This is a genomic window from Nitrospira marina, from assembly GCF_059568365.1.
Genome location: NZ_JCANTH010000001.1, coordinates 1,483,847 through 1,496,404 on the forward strand (window position 1 = coordinate 1,483,847; position 12,558 = coordinate 1,496,404).

13 protein-coding genes are annotated in these 12,558 nt (G+C 48.8%); 11 read left to right on the forward strand and 2 right to left on the reverse strand.

Annotated elements, in window-relative coordinates:
• The first annotated feature begins 135 nt into the window (after nucleotides 1-135).
• The 11 genes from LX98_RS06050 (at nucleotide 136) to thiE (ending at nucleotide 10,953) form a co-directional block, all read left to right on the forward strand.
• Complete coding sequence (locus tag LX98_RS06050) at nucleotides 136-327, forward strand: hypothetical protein (RefSeq protein ID WP_496428043.1); 192 nt, start codon at nucleotides 136-138, stop codon at nucleotides 325-327.
• Nucleotides 290-721 (forward strand): alternative ribosome rescue aminoacyl-tRNA hydrolase ArfB, encoded by a 432-nt coding sequence (arfB, locus tag LX98_RS06055; RefSeq protein ID WP_496428044.1) that lies wholly within the window; start codon nucleotides 290-292, stop codon nucleotides 719-721. The genes LX98_RS06050 and arfB overlap by 38 nt, the downstream gene beginning before the upstream one ends.
• Before the next feature lie 32 nt (nucleotides 722-753).
• The gene (locus LX98_RS06060) at nucleotides 754-2,835 is read left to right on the forward strand and encodes a prolyl oligopeptidase family serine peptidase (RefSeq protein WP_496428045.1); all 2,082 of its coding nucleotides are present in this window, start codon (nucleotides 754-756) and stop codon (nucleotides 2,833-2,835) included.
• A 184-nt stretch (nucleotides 2,836-3,019) separates the two neighbouring features.
• Nucleotides 3,020-3,736, forward strand: coding sequence for an FAD-binding oxidoreductase (locus LX98_RS06065; RefSeq protein WP_496428046.1), 717 nt, complete (start codon nucleotides 3,020-3,022; stop codon nucleotides 3,734-3,736).
• 149 nt (nucleotides 3,737-3,885) lie between these two features.
• Nucleotides 3,886-5,058, forward strand: a complete 1,173-nt coding sequence (gene hemW / locus LX98_RS06070) for a radical SAM family heme chaperone HemW (RefSeq protein ID WP_496428047.1) — start codon at nucleotides 3,886-3,888, stop codon at nucleotides 5,056-5,058.
• Nucleotides 5,059-5,665: 607 nt separating this feature from the next.
• Nucleotides 5,666-7,153, forward strand: a complete 1,488-nt coding sequence (locus tag LX98_RS06075) for a DUF2779 domain-containing protein (RefSeq protein WP_496428048.1) — start codon at nucleotides 5,666-5,668, stop codon at nucleotides 7,151-7,153.
• A gap of 149 nt (nucleotides 7,154-7,302) precedes the next feature.
• Complete coding sequence (aroQ, locus tag LX98_RS06080; protein WP_496428049.1) at nucleotides 7,303-7,755, forward strand: type II 3-dehydroquinate dehydratase; 453 nt, start codon at nucleotides 7,303-7,305, stop codon at nucleotides 7,753-7,755.
• Nucleotides 7,756-7,794: 39 nt separating this feature from the next.
• A complete protein-coding gene (efp, locus tag LX98_RS06085) occupies nucleotides 7,795-8,355 on the forward strand; it encodes an elongation factor P (RefSeq protein ID WP_496428050.1) in 561 nt (186 codons plus the stop codon).
• A gap of 42 nt (nucleotides 8,356-8,397) precedes the next feature.
• Entirely contained in the window at nucleotides 8,398-8,862 is a 465-nt protein-coding gene (gene accB, locus LX98_RS06090) for an acetyl-CoA carboxylase biotin carboxyl carrier protein (RefSeq protein WP_496428051.1), read from the forward strand.
• A 91-nt stretch (nucleotides 8,863-8,953) separates the two neighbouring features.
• A complete protein-coding gene (gene accC, locus LX98_RS06095) occupies nucleotides 8,954-10,303 on the forward strand; it encodes an acetyl-CoA carboxylase biotin carboxylase subunit (RefSeq protein WP_496428052.1) in 1,350 nt (449 codons plus the stop codon).
• A complete protein-coding gene (gene thiE / locus LX98_RS06100; protein WP_496428053.1) occupies nucleotides 10,300-10,953 on the forward strand; it encodes a thiamine phosphate synthase in 654 nt (217 codons plus the stop codon). The genes accC and thiE overlap by 4 nt, the downstream gene beginning before the upstream one ends.
• On the opposite strand, the gene bioD is transcribed toward thiE, so the two are convergent.
• Both bioD and LX98_RS06110 read right to left on the reverse strand, forming a co-directional pair.
• The gene (bioD, locus tag LX98_RS06105) at nucleotides 10,940-11,680 is read right to left on the reverse strand and encodes a dethiobiotin synthase (RefSeq protein WP_496428054.1); all 741 of its coding nucleotides are present in this window, start codon (nucleotides 11,678-11,680) and stop codon (nucleotides 10,940-10,942) included. The two genes, thiE and bioD, sit on opposite strands and share 14 nt — an antisense overlap.
• Nucleotides 11,681-11,710: 30 nt before the next feature.
• The gene (locus LX98_RS06110; RefSeq protein ID WP_496428055.1) at nucleotides 11,711-12,472 is read right to left on the reverse strand and encodes an SDR family NAD(P)-dependent oxidoreductase; all 762 of its coding nucleotides are present in this window, start codon (nucleotides 12,470-12,472) and stop codon (nucleotides 11,711-11,713) included.
• Nucleotides 12,473-12,558 lie beyond the last annotated feature (86 nt).

The window sequence follows — 12,558 nt, forward strand, 5'->3', positions numbered from 1 at the left end:
GATAAAGTAGCATGGTAACAGATTGACGTAGAGGTTCAAAAAGTGGAAGATTTTGAAAGGCAGGAATCCTAAGGTTCCTGCTTTTCTTTTTGCGAATGAGGCTTTCTCTTTATGGGTTCTCGGGAGTACTAAGGTATGCCATCATTTCGCGGGAAAATATTCAAGGCAGGGAAGATTGAGAGCGTTGGGCTTATCGAGCGGTATCGGCAGGGAGCCTTGGTGGTGTGGGAATATTCCCTGACCGAGACACAAGGGCAGAAAAACAGATTCGTTGTTGACCGGAACCAGTATGCCAATTGTGATCAATTCCCATCTTTGCATTCCTGATTCTGATGTGCGATTTTCGGCTGCCCGAAGTACAGGTCCTGGTGGTCAACATGTCAATAAGGTGAATAGTCGGGTCATTTTAGAGTTTGATGTCAAGCATACTACCGTTCTGAGTTCCTATCAAAAACGAAGAATTGCCGAAATGGTTGGACAACGAATGAATCAAGAAGGGGTTCTGAGGCTGCAGGCTCAACGGCATCGCACCCAGTCGGCCAATCGGGCTGATTTATTGGAAAAGTTTGTGAAAATTCTGCAAGACGCCTTGCGTCCTGAAAAACCCCGGGTAGCAACCCGAGTGCCGCACCGAGTGCGTGAGAAGCGTTTGGAAGAGAAAAAAAATCGTACTCGCGTGAAGCGGGTACGACAAAACCCCAAAAATTATGACGAAACGTAACAATTTGAAAATTATGACGATCGGGGAAATTCATGGCGATGCGTCCCTCCCAGTCCAGGCCCTTGATGCCCACTCCACCCTGTGCTAAACGGGTCCCACACCGGCTAGAACATCACGGTCACGTCCGAACCGACGAGTATTATTGGCTGAGAGATCGTGAGAACCCTGAAGTTTTGGCCTATTTACAGGCTGAAAATGAGTATGCCGCCACCTTGAGGAGCCATATCCGAGATTTAGAGCAGACCCTATTTGAAGAAATTTGTGACCGCATTCAACCAACGGATTTATCTGTTCCGTTTCGGCTTGGAGATTTTTGGTATTACATTCGATATGAAGAGGGAAAGGAATATGCCCTCTACTGCCGGAAAGAGAAATCCTTAACGAATCCCGAATCCATCATGGTCGATGGCAACGAATTGGCTCGGGGGCATGATTATTTTTCTTTGGGGAATTGGGCGGTAAGTCCTGGCCAAGATATTCTGGCCTATGCCATTGATACTCAAGGGCGGCGTATATTTACTATCGGATTTAAAAATCTGACAACGGGCGAGACAATTGATGAATGCATTTCTTCGGTGACTGGGAATATGGAGTGGGGAAATGACAATTGTACACTTCTTTATTCCAGGCAGGATCCTGAAACGTTGCGATCAAACCAGATCCTTCGTCATCGTTTGGGGACGAATCCGGCGCTGGATACGTTGGTCTATGAAGAAACAGATGAGACCTTTTCGGTTTCTATCGAAAAAACAAAATCCAAACGGTATCTGATGATCGGATCGCATCAGTCCATCACGAATGAGTACCGGTATGTGAATGCGGATCATCCGGAAAGCGATTTTCACATATTCCAGGCACGGAAACGCGGACATGAATACGATGTGGATCATCTTGGCGATCATTTTTTTATTCGAACCAATGATGAGGCCCAAAATTTTCGTTTGATGCGGACTGAAACTAATGAGACGAACCTCACGCAGTGGCAAGAAGTTATTCCTCACCGCCCGGACGTATTTTTGGAAGGATTCGAGCTGTTTGAAAATTTCCTGGTGCTAGAAGAACGAAGACAGGGCCTCATCCACCTTCGAATGATTCGGACCACGGATGGCTCTGAGCATGAACTGGATTTTGGAGAGCCTGCTTACCTGGCAACCTTGGGAGATAATTTAGAAGCCGGTACTTCCTATCTACGGTATGGATATACCTCGATGACCACCCCCATGACCATCTATGATTATCACATGGAAACCCGGGAAAAAATTCTTCTCAAACAAGAGCCGGTCCTCGGGAATTTTCACATCAGCCACTACCAGACCGAACGTCTTTTTGCTTCAGCGTCAGATGGTATCTCCATTCCTATATCCCTGGTCTATCGAAAAGGTTTTGCCCCGAATGGCACGCATCCCCTGTTATTGTATGGCTATGGTTCTTATGGTGCGAGCATGGATGCAAGCTTTAGCTCCCCCCGCCTCAGTTTGCTGGATCGTGGCTTTGTCTATGCGCTAGCCCACATTCGAGGTGGGGAGGAGCTAGGCCGACAATGGTATGAAAACGGTAAGCTCTTATACAAGAAAAATACTTTCACGGATTTTATCGCCTGTGCCGAATATCTTATTCAGCAAGAGTACGCCGCACCTCAGAAATTATTCGCTCTAGGTGGAAGCGCTGGTGGTTTGTTGATGGGGGCGATTATAAATATGCGGCCTGAATTGTTTCATGGTGTGGTGGCCCAGGTTCCTTTTGTAGATGTAGTGACCACGATGTTAGATCCCAATATCCCACTGACGACCGGAGAATATGATGAATGGGGGGATCCCAACCAGCAACAGTTTTATGATTACATGCTTTCCTATTCGCCTTACGATAATCTTCAACCCCGGTCGTACCCTCACCTGTTGGTGACTTCAGGTTTGCACGACTCACAAGTACAATTTTGGGAGCCGACAAAATGGGTTGCGAAACTGCGTGCTTTGAAGACCGATCAACAACGCCTTTTGCTCAGAACTAATATGGATGCAGGTCATAGCGGAGTCTCAGGCCGGTTTAAACGTTATGAGGAAACCGCGATGATCTATGCATTTTTATTGGATCTCGCCGGTGCCGTTGATCTGTGAGGTCTCCACCGCTTTTCAGGAATCTCATTAACCAGCACATTCTCCTGAAGCCCCAGACAGCATTTTCCCAAGTGAGACAAAACGACCGTCAGGAGCATCCCCGTGTTGATTTCTCTGCCCTGATGGAGAAACCCTCGATGCTAGGCTCTTGCCAGATCACGCAAGATTCTCTACATTCCTAGGCATGACCCCCAGACGATTCCGGGCCAAGGTTCTTCGCGTTCGGCATTTGACTCAGGATGTTCGAGAATTGATCTTGGAGTTAGTGGATAGCCCGACCTTGGAATTTCTCCCGGGCCAATCAATTGCTGTGACCATCCCTACTGGAGCGTCGGGCCTCTCATACCTGAGATACTATTCGCTGGCTTCACTTCCCAGTTCCTCTCACCAGCTCGTACTACTCTTTAATGCCGGAGAAAAAGGAAAGGGCGCGACGTTTGCGTTGGAGCACTCGGTTGGCGAAGAACTTGACTGTTCCGGTCCTTTTGGTTCATTTCACCTTCATGAGGATCCTGAACGAGATCTGTTATTTATTGGGACGGGAACCGGCATTGCGCCGTTATGGTCTATGCTGTCCAGTCTTTTTGAGCAATCTTGTCCTCAGTCCATGACCTTACTATGGGGACTTCGGAGTGAGTCGGATATCTACTATTTGGACGAGTTGCAAAAGTGGGCCGATTGCTATAAAAATTTTTCCTTTATTCTGACTCTGTCTCAGCCTGGTCATCATTGGAGGGGAAAAAAGGGACGCGTAACGCACCTGCTCCAGGAGTTTCCGAATGTGGATCATCTGGCGGCGTATGTCTGTGGCAATCGAAAAATGGTTGCGGAGGTCACCAGCCTTCTTCAGTGCAAGGGGATGTGTCCTGTCTATCGAGAACGCCATCATGACGGAAAATAGGTGTTGGTTGCCAATTGCCATATTTGTTCCTTCACCTTTCCGGGTTGGTGCTTGCGATTCTTCTTGATGCCCGTCCTTCATATTTTAGGCGATGGTTTTCGGGTGGAATTGGTTGAACGATAGATGGGGTCCAAGATGAGATGAGTGTTATGGAACAGAAAAGTGAGCGCTTAGGGAAACCCGATGGGCTTGCGGACGATCTTGGTATTTATCTGCACGTTCCTTTTTGTAAGAAACGATGTCATTTTTGTGCCTTTTATCTTGTCCTCCATGACCAGCAACGGGTGGAACAATTTCTACAGGCCATTGAACGAGAAATCGCGCTGTATGCGAGCCAACCCGGAATGCGTGAGCGAACCGTGTCTACAATGTATATCGGGGGGGGGACTCCCACAGTCTTACGTGCTGGACAGTTGGGAACAATTTTTTCCAGCATCAAATCCTGGTTTTCACTCTCGGAACAGTGTGAAATTACCGTCGAAGCGACACCGGAATCTCTCACGGATCAGTATGCCGATTTTCTTCAGCAGGCAGGCGTGACCCGTGTGAGTATAGGAGTCCAATCCTTTGATCAACAGGAACGGACGATGTTGGGACTTTCAGGAACCATGGAGGAAGCCATATCCGGCGTACAGATAGCAAAACAGGCCGGATTCGCCAATATTAACCTTGACCTCATCTACGGGATCCCGGGCCAAACAGTGCTGTCATGGGAAATGACCCTGAACAAGGCTCTGGAGCTGGATCCTTCTCATTTGTCCTTGTATGCGCTTTCACTTGAAAAAGGGACTCGATTTTACACGGAATTCCGGCGCGGGCTATTTGAAGTGATGGACCCGGATCATGAGACGTGTTTTCTGCAGCAGGCTGAAATCCAATTGGAGCCGCTGCAGTTGTCTCAATATGAACTTTCAAATTGGGCGAAGCCAGGGAGTGCCTGTCAACATAATCTTCGGTATTGGAGGGGATTGGAATATTTGGGATTAGGCCCAAGTGCCCAATCGTATGTTTCAGAAAGCCGCTATGGCAATGTGCCCAGTATCGAACAGTATTCGAAGCGCCTAAGGGTCGGGCAATTGCCCATTTCCAAAAGAGAACGGTTGTCACGGGCTCAACAAGACAAAGAACGTATTGTGTTCGGATTGCGTCTGCTTGAGGGTGTGCCAATTGATTGGATTCAACAGGCATCTCAAGACGAAATATGGGCAACATCTTTTGAAGCATTGGTGAAAGAGGATTATCTTTTTCAGACGGACACAGGTGTGCAATTAACGCAAAAGGGACGGCGATTCGCTGATACGGTTGGCATGCGGCTAATGTAAAACGTAGTGGAAGTTGAATCGAAAACTTGAACTGAGCACTCGAGGTTCTTGAGCAAAAGTGCCTGCTATTAAGGCGTTTTGCTGAGAGGGGCGTAGATGGCGGATTTGGCCGGGTTATAAACAGCTTTATGCAGAGATCTTCCACAGCTTTTGTGGATAAAATATCTTCTTGAATTTAGTAAATTGCAATGAATTGAACGTTTTTTTGTATGTAAAGTCATTTGCAATTTGTGGCGAGAATAATATAAAGATGATGAAAAATAAGCAGTTATGCGATTGCATAGTGAAATGAAATACCATAGATCACTTTAGAAGTATTGTATATTGGGGTTCATTACATGATGTTTTTCCACAGGATATGGGGATAAAGATAATCTGGTCGGATTCCATCTGTGAAATGTCCCTGAAAGAATAGAAAATAAGGCATGTTGCATGGGATGAAAAAATTGAGCAGTATGATCTCACCAATGATAACGAATCCTGGATGGGAGCAAAAAATGCTTAAAAATGACGTTTTAGAATAGAATATGCGGCATTATTCTGGTGAGCCGTCATTAATCCCATGAACCCAATTCCTCCTATCCCCCTCATGTCCGGACCAGAGAATTTGAACCGATCTGTTTCAACACATCGTTTATCCAAAAGTCGCTTTTTGGCGGGCTTGCAATGTGCCAAGCGGTTGTATTTGGAAATCCATTCGCCAGAATTAGCCACACCGCCTACACCGGATCGCCGGGCCATCATGGATATGGGCACCGATGTTGGGGTCGTGGCCCGTCAATGTTTTCCTCATGGTGTTCTGGTTGAACACACACACCGTCAAATTCCTGCAGCGCTCCTTCGCACCAGTGAGCTCGTGAAGGATGTAGGCATCCCGTCCCTCTTTGAAGGAGCGTTTGTCTGGCAAGGAATTTTGGTTCGGGTTGACATTTTAGAACGAATCGATGCCACGCGCTGGCGCTTGATTGAAGTGAAGGCGACATCGAAGGTAAAAGCCACGCATCTAGACGATCTGGCCATTCAAGCTGCAGTGCTGGAAGGCGCGGGCATTGAAGTCAGCGGGTGTTTTTTGATGCATCTGAATACTCAGTATTCATTTCTTGGCGGAGACCTGAATTTAGAAGAAATGTTTGTTTTGGAAAATAAGACCGAGGAAGTGGAAGCACGTCGGCCATTGATTCAGGCACAGCTTGAAGATATGTGGATGACATTGGAACAGCCGACGCCACCCCCCGTTGTCCCTGATAGCCATTGCCATCAGCCCTATGAATGCCCCTTTTGGAACCATTGTACGAAAGAGAAGTCTCAGCGTTGGGTGTTTCATCTCCCTGGCAGCTCGAAATTGCAAACCCTCCTGCTGGAGGAGGGGATTGAAACCATTGATGAGATTCCCGACCATATTCAGTTGTCTGCAACGCAGCAACGAGTGAAGGATAATGTGGAATGGATCTCACCTCTGCTTCGGCCTCGGCTGCAATCGGTCAGGTTTCCGGTTCATCATTTGGATTTTGAGACGTTTATGCCGGCCATCCCGGCCTTTCCCCATACTCGTCCGTATCGTCCGATTCCCTTTCAATGGTCTAACCATATTGAATATCCTGATGGCACAATTGTCCATCATCATTACCTCTGCACAGATGGCCGGGACCCTCGCGAAGAAGTGGCCCTGAGTCTGTTGGAAAGTGTAGGAGATGCCGGGACCATTTGTGTCTATTCGGAGTATGAACGATTTCTGCTTTTTGCACTGGGTGATGTGCTGCCTCAGCTGAAGCCCGTCCTTTCCAAGGTGGTTCGCCGGTTGTGGGATCTTCTTTCGGTCATCCAGGAACATTATTATCATCCTGACTTTCACGGATCCTACTCCATTAAAACCGTCCTGCCAGCTTTGGTCCCTGCCTTGGCTTACAATGATTTAACTATTCAAAATGGGGCGGTGGCTGCGGTCATGTACCAGAAAATGGTCTTTCATGAAACGGATTTAATGGAGCGTGCTCATATTGCCCAAGCCTTACATGAATATTGTGGCCGGGACACATGGGCAATGGTTGAGCTGAGACGGGTCCTTCTCGATCGTGCAGGAGGTCGGTTAACCTAAGAAAGTGCCTCAAATTTCGTTGACCCATTCGTCCGTCGCTGCTAGAATTTCACGCATTCCGTCTTTCCCAGACTCCACCAGTCCAACGATGTCTGTGTCCTGGATATTCTGAATCCTCGCCAACGCCATTTATTTATGGAAAATACCTAATGAAAATTTTGGTATTACATGGGCCTAATCTGAATTTACTTGGAACTCGCGAGCCGACCCTCTATGGAACCATCACCTTGGATGAGGTGAATGCGTCACTGGAAAAATTGGGAAGGGACCTAGGTGTCTCGGTCGAGAGCCGTCAGTCCAATCTGGAAGGGGAATTGGTCACCTGGATCCAGGAGGCCAACGCACAATTTGAGGGGTTGGTGTTTAATCCTGCTGCCTATACCCATACCAGTATTGCCCTGCGAGATGCTGTTGTGGGCGTGGGAATTCCTATGGTCGAAGTGCATCTATCGAATATCCATCGCCGGGAAAGTTTTCGTCGGCGGTCCTACCTTGCCCCGGTTTCGCTTGGGCAAATCTCGGGATTTGGACCACAAAGTTATCTGCTTGGACTGAGGGCGTTGGTTGATGCGCTTCAGCGGACTATCCCAGCACACCGTTAACATTTCTGTTCACGTTTCTTGTATGAGGAGTTTGATGCCGTGATTACGACTGCAGATTTTCGAAATGGGGCTCGCTTGGAGCTTGATGGGCAACCCTATTATATTGTGGAATTTCAACATGTAAAACCCGGTAAAGGCGGAGCCTTTGTTCGAACAAAATTGAAAGGCTATAAAACTGGGAATGTTATTGATCGTACATTTCGTTCCGGAGAAAAATTCGACGAACCCAATCTTGAGGAATGCGACATGCAATTTCTCTATAACGCCGGGGAAGAATATGCGTTTATGGACATTAGTAGTTTTGAGCAGTTTACCTATCATAAAAACCAATTGGGCGAAAACGTCGATTTGCTCAAAGAAAATACCGTCGTCAAAATTTTATTGTATCATGATGAGCCGATCGCGGTAGAGTTGCCCGTGTTTATGGAGTTAAAAGTGGTGGAAACCGATCCCGGTATACGAGGAGATACGGCATCCGGCGGGACTAAGTTGGCGACTGTCGAGACCGGGGCCTCGGTAAAAGTTCCTCTCTATCTGGAATCCGGAGAAGTGATAAAAATTGATACGAGGACGCGCACCTATGTAGAACGGGCTCGGTAATCCGGGAATCCTGTCCTGCAGATATACACAAAATAGGAGATTATGGCTGATTCATCCAGAAGAGAAATCGAAGACCTTGTCGAAGTGTTAAACCGGTACCACCTGACCGAGTTGGAATTCGAAAAAAAAGGTGTGCGAATACGCATTAGGCGGGATCATGTGCCGGCTGCTTCCCAACCGGTAGACGTATCAAGGACCGTAGAGGCTGGTTCTTCCCAGGACCAGCCGGTTCCTCTCCTCTCCTCCGAAACCGCACATTTCTTGACTGTGACCTCGCCCATTGTGGGAACCTTTTATCGTTCCCCCTCTCCTGATACGGATCCCTATGTCGAAGAAGGTGATATCGTCAAAAAAGGGCAGGTGCTCTGCATTGTCGAAGCCATGAAACTGATGAATGAAATTGAGGCAGAAACCGATGGGAAAGTGGTAAAAATTCTCGTGGAAAGTACGACTCCCGTTGAGTTCGGCCAACCACTTTATTTAATTGATCCATTGTCCGGGTCTTGATCTCTGGTTCTTTCGGAAGGGAAATGCGAAAAGTCGGTTGCTCCTGAGGAATAAGATGTTTCCCTCGGGTCTTTTTATTTAAGGATACGACGTGTTTAAAAAAATATTGATTGCCAATCGTGGAGAAATTGCCCTGCGGGTGAATCGAGCGTGCCGGGAGTTGGGCATTCGCACCGTTGCGATTCATTCCGACGTCGATGCTCAATCACTCCATGTCCGTTATGCAGACGAGCATGTGTGCGTTGGACCTGCCGAAGGCGGACTGAGCTATCGGAATATCCCGAATGTGTTAAGTGCCGCCGAAATTACGGGAGTAGATGCGATTCACCCAGGGTACGGATTTTTAGCTGAAAATGCGCATTTTGCAGAAGTTTGCGAATCGATTGGGATTACATTTATTGGGCCCACCTCTGAGCATATTGCCTTACTTAGCGATAAATCAAAAGCCCGGGCCCACATGAAGAAGCGGGGGATCCCTGTATTGCCCGGGAGCGATGGTGAAATTGACGATTCCAAAACCTGCGTCGCTATTGCCAAAAAGCTTGGGTTTCCGGTCATTGTGAAAGCCTCAGCCGGTGGCGGAGGGCGTGGCATGCGGGTCGTCTGGCATGAAGAAGAGTTGACCCAGGCGATCGAATCCGCTCAATTAGAAGCGCAAACAGCATTTGGTCACGGGGGCGTGTATCTCGAGCGTTTTTTTGAAGATCCCCGACACATCGAATTCCAGATTATGGCGGATAACCATGGGCATGTTGTGCATTTTCATGAACGAGATTGTTCCATACAGCGGCGCTATCAAAAGGTGTTGGAGGAATCCCCCTCTCCAGCGTTGGACGACACGTTACGACGAAAAATGGGACAGGTTGCTGTCGAAGCCATCAAATCCGTGAAATATCGAAACGCCGGAACTGTTGAGTTTCTCATGGATCAAAGTGGAAAGTTTTATTTCATGGAAGTCAATACGCGGATTCAAGTTGAGCATCCGGTCACCGAAATGGTGACGGGAGTTGACCTGATTAAGGAGCAAATTCGCATTGCCGCTGGGGAGGAACTGTCCTACCGACAAAAAGATATTCAATTGACCGGACATGCCATCGAATGCCGAATCAATGCCGAATGTCCGGACCGATTTACCCCTAGCCCCGGACCCATCACAAAATTTTGTCCCCCAGGTGGACCAGGAATACGCGTCGATACGGCCATGGATACAACCGGTATTGTCCATCCCTATTATGACTCAATGATTGCGAAGCTTATTGCTTTTGGGCGAGATCGAAATGAAGCCATAGCTCGGACCAGACGCGCGTTGGATGAATTTGTAATTGACGGAATTAAAACCAGCATTCCTCTCCATCGACGGATTCTTGATCACCCTGATTTCCAGAAGGGTCCAGTGTCGACTCGATTTTTGGACCGGCTTGTTGCTTTACAGTCCCGATGACTCCAGTCCATACTCCGCGCATTTTTCCTCCTGATATTTTTTCACGATTCTATCTCATTGTGGATGACCACTGGTCCTCGCGATGTTCATTGCTGGAGGTCCTTCAACAGGCTGGCGAAGCTGGAGTTAAGCTGGTGCAATATCGCAATAAAAGCGGATCGATGAAACAGGCCTATGAAGCGGCCCTTGCCCTTCGAGGGATGGCGGCAGAAAGGGGCATGACGTTTATTGTGAATGATCGATGTGATTTGGCGTTAGCTCTCGAGGCCGATGGTGTACATCTCGGTCAGGGCGACCTTCCCCTGCATCTTGCGCGGAAAGTCGTCGGACCGAAAATGTTGATTGGGGTTTCGACACACACTCCTGAACAGGTGCGATTGGCCACGGCGGAAGGTGCCGATTATTTAGGGTTTGGCCCTATTTTTCCCACGAGAACCAAAGCGAATCATGAGGCGGTCGTTGGTATTCAAGGGCTGGCTGGTGTTCGAAGCCTGACCGCTCTTCCCATCATTGCCATTGGTGGGATTGTTCCCGGTTCCGTTCCGGCACTCCAAGGCGCGGGGGCCAATGGCGTGGCGGTGGCTTCGGCCATCCTCGATGCGGCTGATCGGCCAAGGGTGCTGGCCCAGTTTATGGCTACGTTTCAATAATATGCCTGGCCAACCGTTGAATTTCAGGATGTCCGGCTAAGTTTTCCACTCCCGTTCGCCAATCCCTCTGCATGGTTTTTTGAAATTCCAAGGGGCCAAATACAGGCACTTCCGACCATTCTTGAATCAGGCGAATCGTGGAGGTTCGCTGCTGAGCAAAATTTTCGGTTTGAGTTGTAGACAGGGGATCATTCAGGACGATTCCACACGGCTTAATCCCGGCACCCTTCAATGCTTCCAAAGTCAGGAGCATATGGTTCACGCTGCCCAGGCTTGTCCGGCCAACTACGAGAGCGGGAAGATTCAGGGTCGCGATCAGGTCTCGTATGGTGTGTGTTGGTGAGAGTGGAGTAAGTAATCCTCCAGCCCCTTCCACGAGACACACGGGGTGTTGTTGCCTGAGGAGATGAAAGGCGGTGGCAATTCGCGCGAGATCAATAGTTGTTCCAGTCTCGCGTGCGCAAGCTAACGGTGCAATGGGTTGAGGAAAGGCATAGAGACAGATTGACGCGAAGGGAGGAGGAGGGGAGAGTAGACTTTGAAGCCGGACTGTGTCGGAAGTTTCTGCCTGTTGGGGATCGATACCGGTCTCGACAGGCTTCATGACACCCACTTGATACCCTTGTTTATTCAACCCCAGAACCAGAGCCGCGGTGATCGTTGTTTTGCCGACCCCGGTGTCGGTCGCGGTTATGAATATGGCGAGATGGTCAGGGTGAGTGCTCATGGTTAGGGAGAGGTTGACGAATGGAAAGGATCACCAAGTCCGGCTGTCCAGATTCCATATTTGTCCAGACGTATCAGGCGATAGGGCCATGTGATAGATAGACGTGGCCACATATTGTAGAGAAGGAGTTCTGTGGAGCGTGTGGTTGTGGAGTTCCATGCCCGCATGCCATCCCGGTTTTGATACGGGTGAGAGGTGCCAGCCCGGGAAGACCATATTCACTCGAATATTGAAGGGCCCCCACTCCTTTGCCGCTGTGTGCATCAATCCAACCAGTCCTGCCTTAGACGCCGCGTAGGCGGCTTGTCCTGCTACTCCGTGTTCACCGGAAAGAGAGCCTACCAAAATGACGGACCCGTTATTTTGTTGTTCAAAGAGGGGGGCCATGGCTTTAAGTACGGTATAGGCACCGGTCAGGTTGGTATGAAGAATCCGGTCCCAGTCCTCAGGGGAGGTTTTGACTAGGAGCTTCGAAAGGCCCATCCCCACGGCCCACACCATGACATTCAGAGAATGATGGGACTGTATGAACTCCTGCAGAATAGCCTGAATTTGTGAGCTGTTGGTGACGTCGGCTTGATACAGATAACTTTCCCCTCCGGCCTTCGTGATCACGGCGGCGGTTTCTTTTGCGACAGTTTGATGTTGATGGTAATGAAGACCTACTCTCCAACCCTGGCGTCCGAACACCGTCGCAATGGCTCCACCGATGATTCCGGATCCTCCAAACACCATGACGTTCGAACGGGTGTTCACCTTGCCCACAGGTGTTTGGCGATAAGGTTCGTTCATATCTGGGCGCCCCCACGTGTCACTCCCATCACATCATACATAAGGTGAAGAAGCGAGATGAGGGGGGTGGTATTTGACTGACTTGG